The organism is Vibrio sp. IB15 (assembly GCF_016406055.1).
Lineage (GTDB): Bacteria > Pseudomonadota > Gammaproteobacteria > Enterobacterales > Vibrionaceae > Vibrio > Vibrio chagasii.
The window spans coordinates 1-23,424 of the sequence record NZ_JAEFCE010000019.1; the positions used below are offsets into that span (position 1 = coordinate 1).

The following is a 23,424-nucleotide window of genomic DNA, read 5'->3' on the forward strand; positions in this document are numbered from 1 at the left end:
CGATTATCTCTCAGAAGAAGGATCGGTCAACCGATCCTTATCTGATCTACATTGCCTACGATGAGGGGCTTTGAATTAGTAGAAGTGAGTCAGCTTCTGTTTATTGTTCAGTTTCTTCGATAAGCTCTTGGACTGAAGAGGCTGGCTTATTCTGAGCAAATCCGCGCAGGCCAACAACGTGTACGTGTTCATGATCTTTGAAGACCTTACGTACCAGTTTGTAGGTTGTACCTTTCTCTGGGCTGATGTTCTCCGGTGCTGCAATCAGAAGCTGCATACCTAGACGGTCACACAGTTCAAACAGTGTAGAGATAGACTTCGCATCCAGACGTGCTGCTTCATCAAGGAACAACAAGCGGCATGGAACAATGTCTTTGCTACGAAGTCGGCGAGATTCTTCTTCCCAGCTCTGTACCACCATCAGTAGGATAGATTGACCAGTACCAATCGCCTCACCGGTAGACAGTGCGCCGGATTCAGCTTGTAGCCAACCATCCGAACCACGGTTAACTTCAACACTTAGCTCTAGGTAGTTACGGTAATCAAGCAGCTCTTCACCCAGAACTTGCGGAGAACGTTGGCCCATGTCGATGTGTGGGTTCACACGTTGGAACAACTTCGCCATCGCTTCTGAGAAAGTGAAACGAGTCGTTTCGAACAAGTCTTTGTGCTGCTCTTGTTGAGTCGCTAGGCCTGATAGCAAGATTTCGTGGCTTTCACGAATCTTAACGTTCAGACGTACGCCCTTAACCTGACCAAAGTAAATATTCGACAGACCTTGGTTTAGCATTCGAATACGGTTCTGCTCGCGCTGAATCGTCTTCTTAATAATGCTTGCTACCGACTCAGAGCTGATCGCTAGGCGGTTTTCACGTTGCGTCAGTTCTTCTGTTAATCGAGCTAGCTCAACTTCCATCTCTTCAATTGCTTCAACCGGATCATCCGTATGAATGATGTCTTGGCGAATACGCTCGCGAAGATGTTGGTATACCGCAATGTAGAACAGAACCTTACGCTCTGGATGTGCGTTATCTTCAGATAGGCGCAGTGAATCGCGTAGGTCTTCGTTGTCAGCCACAGCCAAACGCAGTGCACCCAGTGATTTATCCGACATTGAACGAAGTTCACCAGCCGTTAGGTAAGCCAGTTCACGCTTGTGTAGGCGACGTTCAACGTCATTCTCACGAGCTAAACGCAGTACTGAACACCAACCGGCTTTGGCTGCGACCACGAAGGTACGAAGCTCTGTGTACTCTTTCTGTACTTTCTTAAGACGCTTAGCCAGTGCTTTCATCTCAAGTTCAGTTGAGGTAATCGTGCGTTCGTATTCGCTCTTACGGCTACGAGACGTATGCAGGCGCTCTTGAAGTTCATCACGACGACGAACCGCGCGCTCTTCTGCACCTTCATCAGCGTTAACACCGAACTCATGAAGCTCTTGTTTGAACTCTTGAACAGTCTCTTGCTTCGCTTGATGCGAGCTCTTCAGCGCTGCCAATACTTGGTTGTACTGGTTCATCTGTTCGCGAGCTTGGTTCAAGCCATCGCGGCCTTTCGCACGAGCTTGTTCTGCTTGAACCAGTTTCGCTTTCAGTTGCTCACTCAATTCACTGCTCTTGTTAAGCAGGTCAACTGAGTCTGCGTAAGCAAAGTAGTGACGACGCTCAATCAGATCAGACAGTGCGAATACTTTGCCTTTTAGCGTTTGTAGCGCATTGTCCGCCTGGCGGTACTCAGCTTCCAAAGCTTCGAATTGCTCTGGGTCAGCGTCTAGTGCAGAAACGATTTGCTCTAATGACGCAAGCGCTTTGCCATGAGTGTTCAGGTAAGACTTAGCTTCACTCAGACGTTCTAGTTGTACTTCTAGTTCAGCTAAACGTTCAGCGAGCGTTTCGTCTTCTAGAATACGAACCATAGGCGCTAACTTATCAAGCGCAGCAATCGCCTGTTTACTTTGTTGAAGCTGGCTGCGTTGTTGTTGCTCTTTCGAATCCAGTTCAGCTAACGAGCGCACTACTTGGTTGCGTTTCTCACGAACGACTGTAAGTGCTTGCTCTGGATCTGCGTTAAACGCAACGTGCAGGTGCTTCGCTACAAAGCTATTGAATGCTTGGTATAAACGATTAAGTTTTTGAGAGTCAAACGCAGCTTTCGCGTGATTCTCAACAACCACATCGCGCTCTTCACGCAGTTTCTCTAAACGTTGCTCACGAGCTGCACGGCCAAACAGTGGGATCTCAGGGAAACGAGAGTAACGCATCTGGCGATCGTTCAGTTGAACACACACCGCGCCTTCTAACTCATCGGCATTGAACGAGCTGTCATCAAACGCGTCTACATCACCCTCAAGGATGTAAAGGTCTTCAGGACAATCATCAAGATCAATCAGTTTCTCTTTGATGCCATCAAGATCTGAAACCACAATCGCATGACGAGCCGGGCCATACATCGCACTGAAGTATGGTGCATCGCCAATCGTGATGTCGTCGTAGATCTCAGAAAGCAGAACGCCACCAAGGGTATCTGCTAAGCCTTTCAAACGAGGATCGTTAGAACCACCAGGTGACGCTAGACGCTCGATCTCTTGCTCAAGTTCAGCTCGGCGCGTTGCCAGTTGATCTTTAGCCACCACTTGAGATTTTTCATCTTCAAGCACTTGCTGCATTTGCGTCATCACAGCTTGGCTATCTTCTAGCTCAGCTTCGGTTTGATCTCTCAACGACTCAAGCGCATCATTTGCTGTGATCCACGCAGGAGCAACAGATTCAAGCTTTTGAATCTCTTGATCGTGGTTTTGCTGAACACGACGTTGTTCACTCTTCGCTTCACGCAGCTCTTCTTGAGCATACTCAAGCGTTTCGATCTGCATGGCATGACGTTCACGTTCTTCTTCGAAAACCGCTTCGTCAGTCAGTGAAATATTGTGTTGCTTTTGGTATTCAGTCGCCAGCTCTTTCGCTTGACGCTGCTGCGCCACATCACGAGCCATGTCGCGATGCTGAGCACGCCATTGCTGTTCGTTCTCAACAACGTGTTTTGCGTTACGACCTTTATCTAGAGCTTGTTTAGCGCTGTGAGACGCTTCTTTACGTTCAACATCACCAACAATGCTCTTAACCAAAGACAGCGCTTTATCGAACTGTGCAGAAGCTGCTGAAGACATGTCTAGCTTGTGCTTAGTAGACAGTAGCTTCTGTGTGCTTGACTCTTCTTGTGCTTTTAACTCAGAAACCAAGGTCAACGCACTTTCTGCCGTAATAGATTCATCACCTAGCAACTGCTTGGTTTTCTCTAATGCTTGAACCGCTTGCTGGTATTGAAGTGCGCGAGTCTGCTGAACATCCAATGCTTGTTGGTAATCAGCAAGCTGAGTTTTCAGGCTATCCACTTCTTCTTCAGTAATGGTTGCCTGCTCTTCTGCAAGAAGTACTCGCTCTTGAGCTTCTTCAACCACCATCATCTGCTCTTCTAGACGCTCATTAAGCTCTTCTAGATCTTCGCTGTAGCGAGCAATTTTCTCTTGCTGACGAAGTGCAGTTTGAACCAATTGAAGATGATCCGAAGCCGCTTGGTAGTCTTGTTCTAGAGACGATTCTTGATCCACCAGCAACTCAAGTTCTTCTTGAACTCGATTCAACAGGTTGTTTTGCTCTAGTAAAGTTTCACGCGAACCAAACAGTTCACCACGGAACTTCATGGTTTGATCAAGCTTGTTACGACGATCGTTTGCATGGCGCATGTAGTCTGCTGCCACGTAATTGGTCGATTCAGTGATCAAATGCTTGAACAAGTCACGATCCGACTGAGTTGTCTTGATCGCTTCTAACGTCATGCGGTTCTCACGCAGTGCCGATTCCATATCTTGGAATGCTTTCTTCACACCACCATTTTGCGGTAGAAGGTAATCACGCAGAGAACGTGTAATTGCGCTTGAGATACCACCATAAAGTGATGCCTCAATCAGACGGTAGAACTTAGAACGGTCGCTGCTATTACGCAGTTTCTTCGGTACCACACCGTATTCGAACATCTGTGAGTGGTAATCCACAATCGAAGAGAACGCTTTGAAGTGTGCGCCTTCGTATTGTGCAACTGCGGCCTTCACATCATTTAGCTGACATACACGAGCATGACTGTCTGAAACGTTCTGAATCAATACATCCGTTGGCTTCACATGGCTTGGAAGACCTTGGATAACGAACGGCTTGATGTCTACTTTCTTGTCACGACCAGCAACTTGCTGCAGTTTTACTGCAAACAGTAGGCGTTGGTTACGAGAGTTCACCACATCTAACGCTGCATAACATGCGCCTGGCTGAAGCTTACCGTAAAGGCCTTTATCACGTGATGACTGTGAGCTGCCTGCTTCCGTTGTGTTACGGAAATGCAGAAGGCTTTGGTCAGGGATAAGTGCTGTAATGAATGCCGCCATTGTGGTCGACTTACCTGCACCGTTACCGCCAGAAAGCGTTGTAACCAATCCATCAATATCAAAAGTACGTGCGAAGAAGCCGTTCCAGTTGACCATGGTTAATGATTGATACTTACCTCTTTCAATCATGCTTCACCTTCTACTTTTGTTTGTTCGCCGTCGTTTGACTCAAGGTCAAAGTCAGCTTGATCGTTAAAAATATCTTGTTGACCGTTTTCATCTACATCTGATGTAGCTTCAGCTTTCTCTTCATTCAACAAGCTACCTTGGTTAGGTTCTTGAGTATGCACCACAGCCTCACCATCACGGATAAGGCGCAGTTGAGCTTCTTTCATGTCATCGCCAACACGTACGTCCGCACCAAAACGGAATACCGCTTCGCTGATACGGAATTTGCCCGTTTCGCCAATCGCAATCAACATGCCGATACGACGTAGGCGACGCAGAGAAGTACGCACTTTTTCAAACAGTTTTTCTTTGTCTAAATCAGAACCAGACGCACGGTTTGTTGCTAGCTTCATGAGTTTTTTCTCATCCGCTAGTGCCATTAGCTCTTCAAATAGCTCTTGGTTAGTGAAGATACCTTCGTGTGCCAAACGCTCTGGGCTTAGGTACAAGAAACACAATACCTTGCCAACAAGCATGTCTAGCTCAGACAACACACTACGACCAATTAAAGACGTAGAACGCGGACGCAGATAGAAGAAACCTTCCGGTGCTTTCACAAGTTCTGTGTTGTAGCGTTGGTAGAAATGCTGAAGCTCAACTTCAAAATCAGACAGTAACGCGTGGTTATCTAGGTCTTCTGTTGAAATATGCTTACCTGAACGCAGCATGCTGTCTAGCGCAGGGAACAGTGGGTTCGCTATCGCTTTTACCAGTTTCTCTGGCATGTAATCATCAGTACTTGTTAATGACATTGGCTTGTACCTTTGCACCGAAATCGTTGATTGCCTGCCAATCTGGCTGAATAGCCTGATAGTCAGACTCTGAGTAACCTAAGCGCACCGCTTGGTCGACAACAATTCTGGCTAAATCAAAATGGTGTGTGCGAGGGTGTTCAGCGAGGTAGTCGCGTAACACAAGGCCAAGATCGATTGGCGCACCTTGCTGTTTGTGAGCTTTTAACATATCTGCAATACTTTCAGACAGCAGATCGTTCACTTGCTCAAATTCTTCGTACTCTACGTCGAGTGGCGCTTGTCCTGTTACTTCGTCATCACGAAGCACTAGTGCTTCATCACGAAGATCCGTCAGCTTCTCAGCGTCGGCATAAGTTAGTAGCCACGGCGCATCAAAGTATTCCGTCACAGATTGACGTAGACGTTGGCTGAAGGCACGGTTCTTATCCATATCAATCGCGGTACGGATAAACTTGTGAACGTGACGGTCATAGCCGATCCATAAATCAATCGCTTGTTGGCCCCAACTTGTGATTCGGTCGAGCTTCATTTGCAGACCAAACAGGGTTTCGCCAACAAACTCGAGTTCATCGTCGCCGTAAACAATTTCTTGAATATCGAGGATCTGCGTTTGCAGTTCATCACCTGCCGCTTGCAAGGTATCTTGCAACTCTTTTAGCGTGGCTGAGGTTTCTGATAGCAAGACTTCACAGTTGTTGATCGCTTCACGCCAATCTTTATTAAGAAGGTCGGCAATCTGCTGTTTTACGGTCTGCTGCTGCTCATCCATAACGCGTTGGTTAAGATCAATCTGATCGAAAATTTCACCAACAGAGTACTTGAGCACGCCGTAAACGTTCTTTCTCCAATGCCCTGGCGTTCCACCTTTCTGTGCTGCTTCAATAGCTTTTGCCATTTCATCCGCAACCATAGAAAGTTGGATAGACAGTTTTAATTTAGAGAACTGACGGTGACGTAAATAATAATCTGAGATACCAATTGCCAACGGTGACAAGCGGTAGATGCTTGCGCCATCGGTAATTTCGCTGGTAAAGCGGCTAATCAGCTTCTGTTTAACCAACTCATTAATTGCATTATTGGCACGAAACGCTGAGGCTTCACCAGTATCTTCAAACAGTCGAGTGACGATAGTAAACGCATCATGCAGTTCACCCTCGCCCAGCTCTTCATCGAACCTTTCATTGCTTAATACTGCGATAGCAATCAAAAATGCTAAGCGCTCTGGCGGCAAGTTTAATGAAAAATCATGCTGCTTGACCCAGCCCACCAACTCATCAATTGGCTGCTCTTCGGCAGTTTGAGTCATTTCACTCATTGTGGTTCCTGTTACTGTTCTTCGTCATATCAAACACAGTAGATATGACGCCTATTTCTTTATAACGCGGGCTTCTTACGATTGCATAGCGCATATTGTGGTTTCTTTTACCACATTCATCACTGTTATTGCGCAGGTTTTTGAGCCCAAACGTGAATATAACGGCCTAGTGACAGATATGGCTCTTGGCGACATAGCTGCTTTTCTAGTTCCAATACATCTTCAAATTGGTAATCGCCCATGTACTCCATATTTCCTATGTAGTCGCTAAAGGAGCGAATGCCAGATTTACCACAGATTTCTAGACCAGCGTCTTCTATCCATTGGTAAACCTCTTCAGGCTTCAAGCCTTTTTGTGGTTGCAGCTTAAACCGTTTTCGATGTGGCATCCCATTCAATACATGAGGAATGTTGCCACAAATCACATTTTTCAGGACTAATCCGTGGTGGTTGTAAAACATTATCGAGGCAACACCACCTGGTTTAACTTGTTCAAGTAGCAAATCGAGTGCTTCTTTAGGGTTGGCCAGCCACTCCATAACGGCATGAAACATCACAAAATCAACTTTATCATCGAGATGCTCTGCCACTTTTTGTACCGGAGAATGGATAAACTGATATTGCTCTAACAGCCCCGCTTCGGTGATCCCTTCTTGAGCCAGCTTTAGCATCTCAGAAGACAGATCACATAGAGAAACCTTATGACCAAGCGCCGCAATTTTTTGCGACATCTGTGCCAACCCGCCTCCGGCATCAAGCACATGCAATGGAGAAGCAGAACCTTCAAACTTGCTCAAAGCTTGTTCTAAATCTTCCCATACGATGATCTGACGGATCTCTCCTTTGTCGGAGCCGTAAATATTTTTTGCAAATTTGTGGGCAATATCGTCGAAATTACGGTCTTCAGTCACAGCTACTTGAGTTATTATGTCCTATCGTGCCTGCTATTCTGTCACAGGAATTTCAGGAATAAAGAGGCGATGTCTCTTTTTACTACTAAGTGATGTTTTTTCGGACTATTCGGATATGTTTGAGCTGAAAAAAGTAGTGTCTTCATTATTGATGCCACTACCAGCAATGTTAATTCTCGCATTTCTGGGCTTAGCCCTAGTGATGTTTACTACTAAAAGAAAGACTGGTTGCTTAATTACCCTCTCTGCCCTCTGTGGCATTTTCCTAATCGCTTTCCAACCAGTTTCTAGTCAACTATTAATGCCAATGGAAAGGCAGCACACTGCATTTTTACCGGTCGATGAGACTGTCGATTACGTGATGGTTCTTGGTAGCGGACACGTCGTTGATGATCAGATCCCACCAACATCTGAACTGAACAGAAAAGGCTTGATGCGTTTAAGTGAAGGGATTCGTATTTTACGCCTCTACCCTGGCGCTAAACTGATTTTGTCTGGCTACGGTGCTGGTACAGAGGTCAGTAACGCAAGAATGATGGCTAAGGTAGCCTTAGCACTTGGCGTGGCAAAACCTGACATCATTTTACTGGAAACAGCCAAAGATACCTGGGAAGAAGCTCGCCAAGCAGCAGCGTTCGTGAAAAACAAAAAAATGGTATTGGTGACTTCAGCAAGCCACATGACACGCGCTCTGAACGAATTTAATGCAGCAGGTATGAAACCATTGCCAGCGCCAACCAACTACCTTGCTCAAGGCGGCATAGTAGAACCTTGGAACAAATACATGCCTAAAGCGATTTATCTGGAACAGACAGAACGTTACTGGCACGAGACAATGGGATTAGTTTGGCAAAGCCTACGCGACTGGTTAGACACCAGTAGCGATGTTGCTGAAGAGCCAATCGTAATACCTGAAGCTTCTAGCTTAGCTGAAGACGACAACGCCTTTTCGGCAGCACAGCCTCAATAGGCAAACGACATAAAATCCCAAAAGAATAAAAAAGCCGATACATCAATGATGTCTCGGCTTTTTAAGTTTGAGTTCTCTTGCTGACTAAGGGCTCTTTAAGAATCTAGTCACCAGCAAACATGTAACCTTCGCCGTGCACTGTCACAAAAATTTGTGGGTTCTTCGGATCGAACTCCATTTTTGCGCGCATACGACGAATCAGTACATCAATAGTACGGTCGTTCGGCGCGTCAACACGGTGGCTGATCATATTAAGAATACGTTCGCGGCTTAATACCTGATTAGGGTAAGAAGACAGCGCAACCAATAGTTCGTATTCCGCTTTCGTCAGTTTTACCGGCTCGCCGTTTTTGCTTAACGCACGACGAGGGATATCAAATGTCCACTCACCAAAACGAACCACTGACTCATCTTGTGACTCTTCAGCCTCACCTGCTGTCGTTTTACGAGCAGCAGAAATGCGCCAAAGTAGATTTTTAACTCGAACTAATAACTCGCGAAGTTCGAAGGGTTTAGTAACGTAATCGTCAGCGCCCATTTCAAGGCCAACAATTTTGTCGATGCTATCCGTGCGTCCAGTAACTAAAATAATTCCAATGTCAGATTGACTGCGTAATTCGCGAGTTAGCATCAATCCATCTTCGCCTGGTAAGTTGATGTCCAGCATAATGAGGTCAACATTGTTTTCTTCTAACACGCTTCTCATTTGAGCACCGCTCTCGGCCTCGCTAACTGTATAACCTTCGTTCTGGAAATAACCAACCAGTTTACTACGGGTCACCACATCATCTTCTACGACTAATACGTGATAGCTCATCTACACCACTTTTCTTATTTAATAGTTTCGGTGACTATTCTATTCATAACTAGTAACAATTCTAGTGGTACTGAAGATAAATGCCAGAAACATGGATTTTTTTTGATACAAGACAATCTTAAACCTTGCTATTTGTCGTCTAGCACAATTCAATATAGGCATTACTACTAACGAGTAACTTTGCATTTCGCAAATAACCTCGTCATCAGCCTTGGTGTGCGAAAAGACACCACAAGACTAAATCAGGATCTATGTAATGAAAGATACGAAAGCGTTCAATGAGCAAAGAGCAGAAATTTACTGGTGGCTATCAAGCTTATTCGCCAAAGAGCTCACTCAAGACGAACTTGACCACTACCACTCTGTTGAAATTCGTTCTTTCTTAACTGGTTTAGGCGAAAATGAAACTCTAAAGCCTGCTATTGATAAGTTAGTTGATGCACTGAACCGCCTACAAACTCGCGAAGATGCACAACTAGAACTGTCTGCTGACTTTTGCGACCTTTTCCTAAAGACAGATAAGCATGGCGCCCTTCCTTATGCTTCAATGTACATCGGTGAAACTGGCCTATTAAACGATAAACCAGCGAAAGAGATGGAAGAGATCATGGCTAAGCACAACCTAGTGGTTAACCAAGATCTAAAAGAACCAGCAGACCACATCGCTATCGAACTCGACTTCTTAGGTAACCTAATCATTCATTCTAATGAAACAGAATCAGAAGAAGTACTAGAAAAATCGTTCGAAGTTCAGCAACAATTTATCGAGCAACAGCTATTAACTTGGATCCCGAAATTCAACGTTAAGTGTCACGATGTTGATGAATTCGGTTTCTACGCTGCTGTATCTTCTCTGCTAATGGCTTTCTGTCAATTAGATGCTCAATATTTAGCTGGTGAATAAGCTTAACTGATGACTAGGTAAATAAATTCCGTAGAATGTGACAATTCACCCGGATTTCTGGGTGAATTGTATTGCGAGTATTTTCTAGTCAGTCTAGAATTGTGACCGCAAACGATAAAATATGAAACATTCACGAAATGCTATGCTTATTAAGTTCAGAGCATTTCGGTGTTAAAACAAGCCGCTCACTAGCGGTTTTTTGTTTTTTAACACTTTAGTACCCAAAGAGCCCTACAAATTTAAGCTCTTAGTTAGGTAGCTTAACGGCTACTTCACTCCGTACTTTGGGGAAAGTAGCTTCTAATAGGATAAAACCATGGCCACTATAAAAGATGTCGCTCGCTTAGCAGGCGTATCAACCACAACCGTTTCTCACGTAATCAACAAAACACGCTTTGTTGCAGAAGCGACTCAAGAAAAAGTAAATAAAGCGGTAGACGAATTAAACTATGCACCAAGTGCTGTTGCTCGTAGTTTGAAGTGTAATTCAACACGAACCATCGGCATGCTAGTGACTCAATCAACCAACCTATTCTTCTCAGAAGTTATCGATGGTGTTGAGAGCTACTGCTACCGTCAAGGTTACACTTTGATCCTGTGTAACACGGGTGGTATCTATGAGAAGCAACGTGACTACATTCGAATGCTTGCAGAGAAACGTGTAGATGGCATCTTGGTTATGTGTTCAGACCTAACTGAAGAACTGAGAGAGATGTTAGACCGTCACGCTGACATCCCTAAAGTAGTCATGGACTGGGGCCCGGAGAGTTCTCAAGCAGATAAGATCATCGATAACTCTGAAGAAGGTGGCTACCTAGCGACTAAATACCTAATCGACCGCGGTCACTCAAAGATTGCTTGTTTAAGTGGCCACTTAGACAAAGCGGCGTGTGTGGAGCGTATCGCTGGTTACAAGCGCGCTTTGGAAGAAGCTAACATTACTGCAAATGACGACATGATCATCGAAGGTAACTTTGAGTGTGATACTGCCGTTCTAGCCGCTGACAAAATTGTTGAGATGGAAGATCGCCCGACAGCTGTATTCTGTTTCAACGATACCATGGCACTAGGCTTGATGAGCCGCCTACAGCAGAAAGGCATCCGTATCCCTGAAGATATCTCTATCATTGGCTACGATAACATCGAACTGGCTGAGTACTTCTCTCCACCATTGACTACCGTTCACCAACCGAAGCGCCGTGTCGGTAAGAACGCCTTCGAAATTCTGCTTGAGCGTATTAAAGACAAAGACCATGAAAAACGCGTCTTCGAAATGCACCCAGAAATTGTTGAACGTAGTACAGTTAAAACGTTAAATTAACTGATAAATTGAGTTTATTTTCATCAAGCGCACCTTTGGGTGCGTTTTTTTTATCAGCAACTAAAATAAACCTAGTTTCATATGATAAAGATCATTAATTGAAGCAACATCACACTTTGAAATAACAAGTGTGAGCCTCATTCAACAAAAACTTTATTCTATTCAATCAGTCACGCACAGGGCAAATCACTTGAAAAGGTGAGACGCAAAGCTTCCGGCCTAAACCACTCGTTGGTATGGTAGCGGGGTTACCGATGGCAAAATGCAGTAACTACTAATAATTTAGTAATTTACGGCTTATTGACAATGTAATTGCAACATTTTGCTAATCTCTCGGACCTGCTTATTTGGTGGCGTAGTTCAAATACACCGAGATAAATAACATGGATAAACCGATACTAAAGGACTCAATGAAGTTATTTGAGCCCCTAGGAAAAATAAAGTCACGCTCAATGTTTGGTGGATTCGGTCTTTTTGCTGATGACACTATGTTTGCTCTGGTTGTTAATGACCAGTTGCACATACGAGCAGACAAAGGCACAACAAAACAGTTCGAGCAACAAGGGTTTCAACCGTACGTCTACAAAAAGCGTGGTTTCCCTGTCGTAACTAAATATTTCGCTCTACCCGAAGGCTTATGGCAAGACCAAGAGAAAATCTTGCAGCTTGCGACTACATCTCTGGGCTTTGCAAAAGAAGAGAAAGCTGAACAGTCCGCTGCTAAGCCAACTCGACTCAAAGACCTCCCGAATCTTCGACTCGCCACCGAGCGCATGTTGAAGAAAGCTGGAATTGATTCCGTAGAACGTTTATATGAATCTGGCTCTGTAAACGCATTTAATGCCATCAAGGAATCTCATGCGTCCTCCGTCAGTATTGAACTGCTTTGGGCACTAGAGGGGGCGATCAATGGCACCCATTGGTCGGTTATCCCGCAGCAACGTCGTGAAGAGCTTATCAGTCGCGTCAATTAACATTTTCAGTACACCTTTTTATACAACTAAGCCGCATTTCTGCGGCTTTTTTTATATCTAGTGAAAGTTAATCTATGCTTTGCTTGTCTATCTATACTAATGGTCTGCATTGAAAATTTGAGGAAGTATCAATGAGTAAGAAAATGATATTAGGTATTGTATTGGTCGTAACGATCTTTTTATTAGGCATTAATTTTGGCCAATACCTCACGCTCGAAAACGCCAAAGCACAGCAAGCGGTGCTAAACGACTACATTGAAAGTAACTTTATTGCCGCCGCGGCGACGTACTTTATCGCATATGTATTGATCACCGCCTTCTCCATCCCGGGAGCAGCCGTTGTTACACTACTTGGTGCTGCGCTGTTTGGCTTCTGGAATAGTTTGTTATTAGTATCTTTCGCCAGTGCAATAGGCGCAACTCTTGCCTTTTTGAGTAGTCGTTACCTACTGCGAGACTGGATTCAAACTAAGTTTGGCGACAAACTCACTACGATTAATAAAGGCGTTGAAAAAGATGGCGCATTTTACTTGTTTTCTTTGCGACTTATCCCAGTGTTTCCGTTTTTCCTTATCAACCTGTTGATGGGCTTAACACCCATGTCGGTGACTCGCTACTATGTAACAAGCCAAATCGGCATGTTGCCTGGTACTGCAGTCTTCTTGAATGCTGGTACCCAACTCGCAGAAATTGATTCGCTTTCAGGCATCGTTTCACCTTCTGTACTATTGTCATTTGCATTATTAGGGGTGTTCCCAATTATCGCTAAATGGTTGATGAGCAAGTTTCGTTCAGCACCGGTTACGGAATAATAATTGTGGCCGGATAAGGTTCTATATCAATGAAAATCTTCAGTGCATCAAATCCGACAGAGGCACATATCATCTGCGGACTCCTAGAAAGTGAGAATATTGCCTGTGAAGTCCGTGGTGAGGGTTTGTTTGGTTTGAAAGGGGAAATCCCGTTCACAGAAGAAACTGACCCATACGTATGGCTATATGAGCCAGAAATGGCCACTAAGGCGCGTGCTATTGTCAATGACTACCAAAAACAGCAAGATTCTATCATCTATGAAGAGTGGCGCTGCAGTGAATGTCATGAAGTGAACGAGGCACAATTTGGTTCTTGTTGGCAATGCGGAGCTAACTCTCCTGAGTAGACGAGCTTAATGAGGTCTTAGCCGCTTCATTTGATTTATCCTCAAAACAAAAACGGGAAGCTACAAATAGCTTCCCGTTTTTATTTCAATTCTATTATGAGTTCAAATGACCGACTTAGAAATCACTGGATTTGCTTTTGGATAAACTCGATAGAGTGCTGGTTAAATTCTTCAGGGTTTTCAACGTTACACACATGACCACAGTTAGCAATTTCGACCAGTTCACTCGACTCGTGCGCCTCAACCATTTCTTTAACGGGCTTGATGAACATGTAGTCACGCTCTCCCATCAGATAAAGGGTTGGTATCGGTAACTCCCTATCTTTGAAATATTTCATTAAGGGGTTCACATCAGCCGTCAATATAAACCAACGCTTAAACTCTTTTTGACACAGCTTTTTGGCTTCACGAATAAACAGGTGACGAGACTCTTTTTGGCTTTTTTGTGGCATCACTATGTAAGCAAAAAGGCTATAAAGCCACATGTAAGGAATGATATGTTTGCTTAGATTTCCTAGCTTAACCAATACTTGCGAGCGAGTGTTGAGTTTAGTTACCGCACCACCTAATACCATTGAACGCACGCGCCCTGCCGCTAACTCCGCAACATTACGGACAATAATGGTTCCTAACGACATACCAACGAAGTGTGCGGAGCGGATTTTAAGGTGGTCTAATACTTTAAGAATATCGAGCGTGACAGCTTTGAATGTATAACGGTTTGATATCAGCTCTTTAAGTATGTTGTCTGATTTACCATGCCCTCTCAGGTCAATGAGGAGCAGGTTGAAATGCTGTTTATACGCCTTGATCTGCTTGAACCAAATAGAGGAGCTACCTCCGGCACCATGCACAAATACCACCCACTCATCGCTAGTAGGGTGAGTAAATGTTTTATGAAATAATAAACTTTCAGACATACCTATCGCTTTAATTATTAAAATGGAGCTAAGCCTCATCACAAGGCGATGGCTAAGGATATCACGCAATTAAGAAGATTAGGTGATAATAGTGTCAAACCTATCATTAGCGCTGTGAATGCTTCACTTCCTTTTCTACCTGACTTAAATGAGTTTGCAAGCTTTGTCTTTCTAAACGTGATGTACTCAGACCAGATAGCAAAAGGCGCCCTATTATTAGAGCGCCTCTTTCATTAAAGACAATTGCTGTGCATCAGCTAAAACAGAGCGTTAAAATGCCGAGTGATACATCGTTAAATACTCTTTCGCAGCATCTTCCCAACTAAAGTCTTGTTGCATCGCATAAAGCTGAACACGCTTAATTTCAGATGGGTTTTGTGCGTAAAGCAGCAACGAACGGTGTAAAACGGCCAACAAAGCCTGCGGAGTCGGCTCTTCAAAAGCAAAGCCGGTCGCCACTTCAGGATCCTCGTCATAATCATTCACACTGTCTTTTAGACCACCGACAGAGCGAACGATCGGTAAGGTGCCATAAGCCATACTGTAGATCTGGTTTAAACCACAAGGTTCAAACTCAGAAGGCATCAAGAAAAAGTCAGAACCCGCTTCAACTAGATGCGCTAATTCATTGTTGTATGCCTCTACAAAAGAGAATTTGTCTGAATGCAGCGCTGATAGCTCTTTAAGTTGGCTCGCTAAAACAGGGTCACCCGTACCTACAATCACAATCTGAAGATCATTCTTCAAGAATTGTTCAATGATAGGCAACAAGTAGTGAACGCCTTTCTGGTTCGTTAAGCGACAAACCATCCCATACACTGCGCAATCGATGACCGGTAAGCCGACTTCTTGTTGAAGCTTCTGTTTACACGCTGATTTTCCACGCGCCATGCTGTGTTTGGTCGCTTTGTATTTACGAGGAAGAAATGCATCCGTTTCTGGATTCCAAGCACCGTAGTCACAACCATTTAGGATTCCGACTAAGTCTGAAGCTCTACGTTGAAACTCAGCCGCCATGCCATGACTACCAAGCTCTGTTTTTAGCTCTTCCGCGTACGTTGGGCTTACTGCGTTCACTTTATCTGCGCATAGTACACCGGCTTTAAGCATAGTCACGTGCGTATCACTGACCGCAACTTCAGGAACATTACGACTGTGCATTTCAGGAAGACATTGCAGCTCATCGTATGAGAATACGCCTTTGAACACCGCGTTGTGGATTGAAATGACACTGCGCGTGTTCTCAAAGAATTCATGCTGTTGGTAGCGAGATTTAAGCAAGAAAGGAACAAAGCCAGTATGCCAATCGTTCGCATGAATAATATCAGGTTGGAAACCAAGCTTAGGAAGCATATCCAAACATGCTGCGCTGAAGAACGAAAAACGCTCACCATTATCAGCATAAGCCTGATTATTTTCAGCGTACATTTCTGGACGGTCGAAGTATTTAGCACATTCAATACCAAACACTTGTACGCCTTCAACAATTAACTTCTTAACTTGATAAGCCGTATGCGGCCAATGATCGAGCTCTGTCGATAGAACAACTTCTGCAGAATCAATATTTGGGATGTTGCGATAAGCGGGGATGGTCACTCGAACGTCCTGTTCGAGTGTTTGTAACGCTTTAGGCAGTGCCTTGGCTACATCAGCCAAGCCACCGCTCTTAATCAAGCCTTCTACTTCAGACGCTACAAAAAGTACCGAGAGAGTCTTAGTAACCAACTCGTGCTCCTTTAGGGATTACTACTACACCATCGTCAGAGACGTGGTAATGCTTTTTGTCTTCTTTCAGGTTTACACCAATCTGTGTGCCCGGTGCGATGTCTGCATCTTTATCGACGATAACACGACGAAGTACACAGCCCTCGCCCACTTTTACGTCGCCCAATAAGATACTCTCACTGATGTCACACGCTGATGCAATATTGCTACGGAAGCCAAGTACACACTTCTCGATACGAGAACCACGAACATAACTACCGTTACACACTAAGCTATCGATGATTTGAACACGACCATTAGCCGAGTCTGTAAACGTCGCAGGTGGTAATGGTGGATAGTAAGTGTGCAGTGGCCACTTGCGGTTGTATAGTGAGAATGGTGCATCTTTCTCAAGAAGATCCATGTGCGCTTGCCAGTACGCGTCAATCGTACCTACATCACGCCAGTAAACTTCTTCTTTCTCGCCAGTAATGCGGTTGGTGCTGAAGTCATACACAAACACATCACCACGTGGGAACATGTTAGGGATAATGTCTTTACCAAAGTCATGTGAAGAACCTTCACGATCTGCATCTTCAACGAGCTCTGCAAAAAGCTCATTTGCTTCAAATACGTAGTTACCCATAGAAACCAATGCGGAGTCTGGGTCACCTGGAATTGGTTTAGGGTTTGCAGGCTTCTCCTCAAAGCCAATCATACGCCCTTCCGCATCAACTTCGATAACACCGAACTCTGATGCTTCAGCCAAAGGCATACGTAGAGCTGAAACCGTTAGTGCTGCTTTCTTCTCTTTGTGGAAATCAAGCATTTGCTTAATATCCATTTTGTAGATGTGGTCAGAACCAAAGATACAAACTTGATCTGGTTCTTCTAACTGCATAAAGCGAAGGTTTTGGTAGATCGCATCTGCCGTGCCTTCATACCAACGCTTACCCGTACGCATTTGAGCAGGGATTGGGTCGATAAAACGATCTGTTATACCACTGATATTCCAACCTTTTTTCATATGGTGGAACAGTGACTGTGACTTGAACTGCGTTAATACATAGATCTTCATTAGATCCGCGTTAACGAAGTTATTTAAAGCGAAATCAATTAAGCGGTAACTACCACCGAAAGGAACCGAGGGTTTGCTGCGCGATTCAGTTAAAGGTCTTAAGCGAGAGCCTTCACCACCAGCAAGAATCATTCCCAATACACCAGCCATTTTATTCTCCATATATTTATAGCTTGTCGATGTCAGTACTCGTAGAGGTATCTTCCTCTGGGGGATGAGCACTGACAATGATTTCGGTACTTAGCGAATATCCATTCACATACAGTGACAGTATCCTAAGCCAAACGTTGTTTTTCGTGCACTATTGTTTGCACTTGGTTTTATATACGTTATCGACTTTCCAGCCGATTTCAATTTTTAATACGCCATTCTGTGCTATGTAAGCTGATTGCTTTCCTAAGACTTAAAGCAGCTCACATTACACTGTTTGAGCGAAACATTACATTAACACCCAACACACATCAGGTATACAACTAAACACTGATCTGTGAGTTACAATATTCTAATTAAGTTACACATTCGTTACAGTTACATAAGATTGTGTGACTAATCTCTTGATTTATTTTACGCTATGAATTTAATAAAAGATTACAACTAAGACTTAATTTCAATCAGTTGCATAATTAGTCATATATAAGTCGAAAAAAAGCAGCCTATTGGCTGCTTTTTATATCAATAACGTTCAGTTACTTTTCTTTGGGCTTTTTACGTTTATCCGTTACTTCCCATTTACCGTCAATGTACAAGGCGGTCCAACCAGAAGGCTTACCATCCACTTCTGTACGAACGTAGTTCTCTTTTGTCTTACGACTAAAACGAACCACTGTCGGCTTACCGTCTGGATCAGCCACTGGAGCTGTCGTTAGGTATTGGAACTTCGGTGAAATACGGTCTTTAAAGCGAACTAATTCTTCCACTAAAGGAGCACGAGTTTCACGTGATTTAGGGAAGTTACTTGCTGCCATGAATAGACCAGAAGCACCATCACGAAGCACAAAGTACGCGTCTGAATTTTCACATGGAAGTTCAGGGAAATGTACTGGGTCTTCTTTTGGTGGCGCAACTTCGCCGTTTTTCAAAATCTTACGAGTGTTCTTACAATCTTCACTCGTACAATCCATGTACTTACCGAAACGACCATTCTTCAGAACCATATCTGAACCACACTTGTCACACTCAACAAGCGGGCCATCATAGCCTTTTACTTTGAATTCGCCGTGTTCAACTACGTAACCTTCACAGTTCGGGTTGTTACCACATACATGCATCTTACGCTTGTCATCAATCAGATAAGCGTCCATTGCCGTTTCACAGATCGGGCAACGCTTTTTAGCACGAAGGGCTGCGGTTTCAACATCTTCTTCAAGAACGTTGATAATACCTTCTTCATCACCAAGGTTAATCGTTGTCTTACAACGCTCTTTTGGTGGAAGTGCATAACCAGAACAGCCTAGGAATACGCCTGTCGAAGCAGTACGAATACCCATATTACGGCCACAAGTTGGACACTCAATATCGGTTTCAACGATGTGATTTGGCTTCATGCCGCCTGCATCTTCGTCGAGGTCCGCTTTTTCCAAATCACCGGTAAAATCTTTGAAGAAATTATCTAGCACGCCTTTCCAGCTTGCTTCGCCTTCAGCGATTTGGTCTAACTTCTGCTCCATACGAGCCGTAAAGTCGTAGTTCATTAGGTCATTGAAGCTGCCGTCTAGACGGTCAGTAACAATTTCACCCATCTTCTCAGCATAGAAACGACGCTGCTCAACTTTCACGTAACCACGATCTTGAATGGTAGAGATGATCGACGCGTATGTTGAAGGACGACCGATACCACGTTTCTCAAGTTCTTTAACAAGCGCCGCTTCAGTGAAACGAGCCGGTGGCTTAGTAAAGTGTTGCTTAGGATCCAATGCAATAAGATCCAACTTATCGCCAATTTGTACTGCAGGCAGGATCGTATCTTCGTTTTTACCCATCGGACGTTGAACACGAGTCCAGCCGTCGAATTTAAGGATACGACCTTTCGCTTTTAGCGTGTACTCTTCAGCTTTAACGCTTACTGTTGTTGAGTCGTACTGCGCAGGGGTCATTTGACACGCTACGAATTGATTCCAGATCAGCGAGTAAAGCTTGTGTGCGTCTGCGTCTACGCCATTTAAGTCTTCTGACTTAACATCAACGCTTGAAGGACGAATCGCTTCGTGAGCCTCTTGAGCGCCCTCTTTGCTACCGTATACAAGCGCTTTAGGTGGCAGGTACTCTGCACCAAACTCAGAACCGATGTATTCACGAGCTGCTTCTACCGCTTCTGAACTCAAGTTGGTTGAGTCAGTACGCATATAAGTAATGTAGCCCGCTTCATATAGGCGTTGCGCCAACATCATGGTTTTCTTTACGCCATAACCAAGACGAGTACTCGCAGCTTGTTGAAGCGTTGAAGTAATGTACGGTGCAGACGGCTTACTCTTCGTTGGGCGGTCTTCACGCTTACATACTTCGTATTGTGCTTTCTCAAGAACACTCAATGCAGCTTGCGTTTGCGCTTCATTTTCAGGTTTAAACGCAACACCGTCTTTTTGTGCGACTTGAAGTCTAAAATCTGTTTTTTCTGCTGTTTTTGTATCAGCATGCACATCCCAGAACTCTTCTGGAATAAAGGCGTTGATCTCGCGCTCACGCTCAACAAGAAGCTTTACAGCCACTGATTGAACACGGCCAGCGGATAGGCCTCGTGCTACTTTCTTCCAAAGCAGAGGTGACACCATAAAGCCAACAACACGGTCCATAAAACGTCGTGCTTGCTGTGCGTTTACGCCATCGATGTTTAGCTCACCTGGAGTTTCAAAAGCTTGTTGAATTGCGTTCTTGGTGATTTCGTTAAACACCACTCGCTTGTATCGCGTTTCATCGCCACCGATGATCTCACGAAGGTGCCATGCGATAGCTTCTCCTTCGCGGTCCAAATCGGTTGCGAGATAAACATGGTCTGCGTTCTCAGCCAGTTTTTGCAGTTCAGCAACAACTTTTTCTTTACCCGGTAATACTTGGTAATTTGCTTCCCACTCTTTATACGGGTTAATACCCATCTTTTTGATAAGAGCTTTGCGATCTTTTTCTTTCTTGATACGAGCTTTTTCTTCTGGGCTCATACCCTTTGTTGAAACTGCAGCAGCCTTTTTACCAGTACTTTGACCTGCCGTTGGTAAATCACGTACGTGACCTACACTCGACTTAACGACAAAGTCTTTGCCAAGGTATTTATTGATAGTTTTAGCCTTGGCCGGCGACTCCACTATAACGAGCGATTTACCCATATTGACTCTAACGTCCTTAATCACGATGCTTTAGCACCAACAATTTAACTTGTGGGCTTTTACGCATGATATTCTAAATTCATTGCTTCTTTTTTTACTATTGTGCGAGATTACTAGAAGATCAACCGCTTTTTTCAAAATTGGATCTGATCGCTCGACAATTCGTCGACTCACAGATAAAAGGGTCACAATATAAAGAAGCTATAAAGTACTCGAAAAGAATACTAGCAAGGGCCTATTCATCAGGCATTAACTCTAAACGGGCTCATACTAAGCTTGTCCATGAATCGAACGCGAGCCCCATTCCATTATTTTTGCCATAAATCACAAAATAAATTGTGGATATTCGAAAAGACTCTCTTAATCGGTTGTGAAATCATTGAATTTCTAGTTCGACATCATAAACTCAACGTTATATTCAGTTATCAGAGATAAACTCATGACAAAGAAAGTAATAGCAGAATTTGATTTACTGCTTATCGCAAACCAAATTATCCAATCACATGATGACTACATTGAAGGCATGCGCGCAAACAGCGTAGTAGAGAAAGACGATGTACTCGTCTTCAAAGGCGAATACTTCCTAGACAGCAATGGGATGCCGACAGAGAATACAACCGCAGTATTTAACATGTTTAAATACTTAGCGCACCATCTTTCAAAAGAATTTACGCTTCAGCAGTAATTAAAAAGCTTGCCATTTAGGCAAGCTTTTTTACTTCCTGAGTTTTATCAACTTAGCGTTCTTATTGACTCAGCATCTTCAGCTTGTCGAAGTAGTCAGGGAATGTCTTTGATGTACAACCCGGATCATTAATCGTTACCGGCGTATCACTTAGCGCGACCAACGAAAAACACATTGCCATACGGTGATCATCGTAAGTATCAATCGCCGCATGTTTCAATTCAGCCACTGGATTAACGATGATGTAGTCTTCACCCTCTTCTACCTCAGCACCCACTTTACGTAGTTCGGTTGCCATGGCCGCAAGACGATCGGTCTCTTTCACACGCCAGTTGTAGACGTTACGAATCGCTGTTGTGCCTTTTGCAAACAGTGCAGTGGTCGCAATCGTCATCGCTGCATCAGGAATGTGGTTGTAGTCCATATCAATGCCCTTCAGCTCACCACAACGAGAGATAACGTAGTCATCACCCCATTCAATTTCAGCACCCATTTGTTCAAGTGCATCAGCAAATTGGATATCACCTTGGATACTGTTTTTACCAATCCCCGTTACCTTAATTTCACCACCTTTAATCGCAGCTGCTGCTAGGAAGTAAGACGCGGAAGATGCATCGCCCTCGACAAGGAAATCACCTGGTGCTTTGTATGATTGCCCCGTTGGAATGACAAACTCTTGGTAATCGTTGTTGATCACGTCCACACCAAATTGTTTCATAATGTGTAGCGTGATATCGATGTATGGTTTAGAAACCAATTCACCCTCAATTTTGATGGTCACTTCACCTTCTGCTAACGGTGCTGCCATCAAAAATGCAGTCAAAAATTGGCTAGAAATAGAACCGTCGATCGAAACCGTACCGCTTTTCAGACCCGTGCCTGTGATTTTTAACGGTGGGTAGTTTTCATTTTCTAAATATTCAACGTCAGCGCCAGCTTCTCGTAGAGCGGTCACTAGGTGGCCAATCGGGCGCTCTTTCATGCGCGGTTCACCAGTTAGGACGTATTCACCACGACCTAAACAAAGCGCAGCCGCAAGCGGACGCATCGCAGTACCTGCGTTACCTAAGAAAAGTTCGAGTGCTTTGTCACTTGAAAATGCACCACCAACGCCCGTCACTTCACATACGGTTTTGTCCGCTGATAGCTGATAATCAACGCCTAACTGGGTCAGAGCATTCAACATGTGGCGAATGTCATCACTGTCTAATAAGTTAGTTAGGCGAGTCGTTCCAGTTGAAAGCGCAGCCAAAAGAAGCGCACGGTTAGAAACACTTTTTGAGCCAGGTAGGTTAACTTCCCCACTCACTTTTTGAATTGGTTGTAACGTAAGGCTTTCCATTAAATCTTTTAGTCCTTGTACCACCCGAAGTCACTGGCGAGTATTTATTTTCGGGTGATGAATAATTCTTCGTACTTGCAGACTAACGAACTTTTCCAATGAACTCCAGAGCTAATCCCCTTCAAAAAGGTGATTAATTAGCCAACCGATCGTATTTTTATACTAGTACACGAGATCAACGCGAACACCATCTGAAAAATAGAGGATTCTCACGTCGTCACCTCGGTTAAACAACATCGTGCTATCGACGTCTTGGATGATATTGACGAGCTTGTCATCTTTGGTTTTAACCAGCAGTTCAACCAATTTATACTCCACGCGATATTGGCTATTACCTCGGTTACGAGCGATTCCAGCCCCAGCAACAGCACCGACAGCCGTTGCTACTTCTTTACCTGTACCACCACCAAATTGGTTACCAATTAAACCACCAATCGCAGCACCTAATAGTGTCTCCCAGCCGCTCGCTTTCGATTCCACTATCTCTTGTTGAGTAATATATCTCACGGTATCAATCTCACCATAAACAACCTCATTCACCGGTCGAGCTTGATTTCGGTTATAAGCTGCATTTGCCAACATGGGCAAAACAAGTAAAATCCAAAGCAACTTCTTCATGGTAGAACTCCTAATGACCTCATGGTCAGTGATT

17 protein-coding genes, 1 pseudogene and 1 riboswitch are annotated in these 23,424 nt (G+C 44.2%); of the genes and pseudogenes, 7 read left to right on the forward strand and 11 right to left on the reverse strand.

Annotated elements, in window-relative coordinates; all coding sequences use genetic code 11:
* Positions 1-100 precede the first annotated feature (100 nt).
* From mukB to cmoM, 4 genes are all read right to left on the reverse strand, one after another.
* The gene (mukB, locus tag JC606_RS09250; RefSeq protein WP_198778473.1) at positions 101-4,561 is read right to left on the reverse strand and encodes a chromosome partition protein MukB; all 4,461 of its coding nucleotides are present in this window, start codon (positions 4,559-4,561) and stop codon (positions 101-103) included.
* Positions 4,558-5,352, reverse strand: coding sequence for a chromosome partition protein MukE (gene mukE, locus JC606_RS09255; RefSeq protein ID WP_061032871.1), 795 nt, complete (start codon positions 5,350-5,352; stop codon positions 4,558-4,560). The genes mukB and mukE overlap by 4 nt, the downstream gene beginning before the upstream one ends.
* Positions 5,333-6,670, reverse strand: a complete 1,338-nt coding sequence (mukF, locus tag JC606_RS09260) for a chromosome partition protein MukF (protein WP_198778474.1) — start codon at positions 6,668-6,670, stop codon at positions 5,333-5,335. Before mukF ends, mukE begins: the two co-directional genes overlap by 20 nt.
* Positions 6,671-6,795: 125 nt before the next feature.
* A complete protein-coding gene (cmoM, locus tag JC606_RS09265; RefSeq protein WP_171366657.1) occupies positions 6,796-7,581 on the reverse strand; it encodes a tRNA uridine 5-oxyacetic acid(34) methyltransferase CmoM in 786 nt (261 codons plus the stop codon).
* Between the two features lie 115 nt (positions 7,582-7,696).
* Here cmoM and elyC point away from each other — a divergent pair, with 115 nt between their 5' ends.
* A complete protein-coding gene (elyC, locus tag JC606_RS09270) occupies positions 7,697-8,551 on the forward strand; it encodes an envelope biogenesis factor ElyC (RefSeq protein WP_198778475.1) in 855 nt (284 codons plus the stop codon).
* 103 nt (positions 8,552-8,654) lie between these two features.
* On the opposite strand, the gene torR is transcribed toward elyC, so the two are convergent.
* Complete coding sequence (torR, locus tag JC606_RS09275) at positions 8,655-9,368, reverse strand: two-component system response regulator TorR (protein WP_004737446.1); 714 nt, start codon at positions 9,366-9,368, stop codon at positions 8,655-8,657.
* Between the two features lie 256 nt (positions 9,369-9,624).
* On the opposite strand from torR, the gene torD reads away from it, so the two are divergent.
* The 5 genes and pseudogenes from torD (at position 9,625) to JC606_RS09300 (ending at position 13,726) form a co-directional block, all read left to right on the forward strand.
* The gene (torD, locus tag JC606_RS09280; RefSeq protein ID WP_198778476.1) at positions 9,625-10,272 is read left to right on the forward strand and encodes a molecular chaperone TorD; all 648 of its coding nucleotides are present in this window, start codon (positions 9,625-9,627) and stop codon (positions 10,270-10,272) included.
* Positions 10,273-10,588: 316 nt separating this feature from the next.
* Positions 10,589-11,593 (forward strand): HTH-type transcriptional repressor PurR, encoded by a 1,005-nt coding sequence (gene purR / locus JC606_RS09285; RefSeq protein WP_061034224.1) that lies wholly within the window; start codon positions 10,589-10,591, stop codon positions 11,591-11,593.
* Positions 11,594-11,763: 170 nt separating this feature from the next.
* Positions 11,764-11,849: riboswitch (cyclic di-GMP riboswitch) on the forward strand.
* Positions 11,850-11,976: 127 nt separating this feature from the next.
* Positions 11,977-12,567 (forward strand): TfoX/Sxy family DNA transformation protein, encoded by a 591-nt coding sequence (locus JC606_RS09290; RefSeq protein WP_083803036.1) that lies wholly within the window; start codon positions 11,977-11,979, stop codon positions 12,565-12,567.
* Between the two features lie 99 nt (positions 12,568-12,666).
* A pseudogene (locus tag JC606_RS09295) lies at positions 12,667-13,379 on the forward strand (TVP38/TMEM64 family protein).
* Positions 13,380-13,408: 29 nt separating this feature from the next.
* Positions 13,409-13,726: a putative signal transducing protein gene (locus JC606_RS09300; RefSeq protein ID WP_061034220.1), complete on the forward strand. Its 318-nt coding sequence runs from the start codon at positions 13,409-13,411 to the stop codon at positions 13,724-13,726.
* Between the two features lie 122 nt (positions 13,727-13,848).
* Here the strand turns inward: JC606_RS09300 and JC606_RS09305 are convergent, their stop codons facing one another.
* The 4 genes from JC606_RS09305 to topA all read right to left on the reverse strand — a co-directional run bounded on the left by JC606_RS09305 (position 13,849) and on the right by topA (position 20,745).
* On the reverse strand, positions 13,849-14,646 hold the full coding sequence (locus tag JC606_RS09305; RefSeq protein WP_008220088.1) for an alpha/beta fold hydrolase: 798 nt from the start codon (positions 14,644-14,646) through the stop codon (positions 13,849-13,851).
* 270 nt (positions 14,647-14,916) lie between these two features.
* Positions 14,917-16,371: a glycogen synthase GlgA gene (glgA, locus tag JC606_RS09310; protein WP_198778478.1), complete on the reverse strand. Its 1,455-nt coding sequence runs from the start codon at positions 16,369-16,371 to the stop codon at positions 14,917-14,919.
* Positions 16,361-17,590 (reverse strand): glucose-1-phosphate adenylyltransferase, encoded by a 1,230-nt coding sequence (gene glgC, locus JC606_RS09315; RefSeq protein ID WP_083803037.1) that lies wholly within the window; start codon positions 17,588-17,590, stop codon positions 16,361-16,363. Before glgC ends, glgA begins: the two co-directional genes overlap by 11 nt.
* A gap of 524 nt (positions 17,591-18,114) precedes the next feature.
* Positions 18,115-20,745, reverse strand: coding sequence for a type I DNA topoisomerase (topA, locus tag JC606_RS09320; protein ID WP_004737437.1), 2,631 nt, complete (start codon positions 20,743-20,745; stop codon positions 18,115-18,117).
* Positions 20,746-21,184: 439 nt separating this feature from the next.
* Here topA and JC606_RS09325 point away from each other — a divergent pair, with 439 nt between their 5' ends.
* Positions 21,185-21,430, forward strand: a complete 246-nt coding sequence (locus JC606_RS09325; RefSeq protein ID WP_004737436.1) for a YciN family protein — start codon at positions 21,185-21,187, stop codon at positions 21,428-21,430.
* A gap of 61 nt (positions 21,431-21,491) precedes the next feature.
* Here JC606_RS09325 and aroA read toward each other — a convergent pair whose 3' ends face one another.
* Positions 21,492-22,772 carry a 3-phosphoshikimate 1-carboxyvinyltransferase gene (gene aroA / locus JC606_RS09330; protein WP_137407705.1) on the reverse strand — a complete coding sequence of 427 codons (1,281 nt, stop codon included), beginning with the start codon at positions 22,770-22,772 and terminating at the stop codon, positions 21,492-21,494.
* Positions 22,773-22,934: 162 nt separating this feature from the next.
* Complete coding sequence (locus JC606_RS09335; protein ID WP_004737434.1) at positions 22,935-23,390, reverse strand: glycine zipper 2TM domain-containing protein; 456 nt, start codon at positions 23,388-23,390, stop codon at positions 22,935-22,937.
* Positions 23,391-23,424 lie beyond the last annotated feature (34 nt).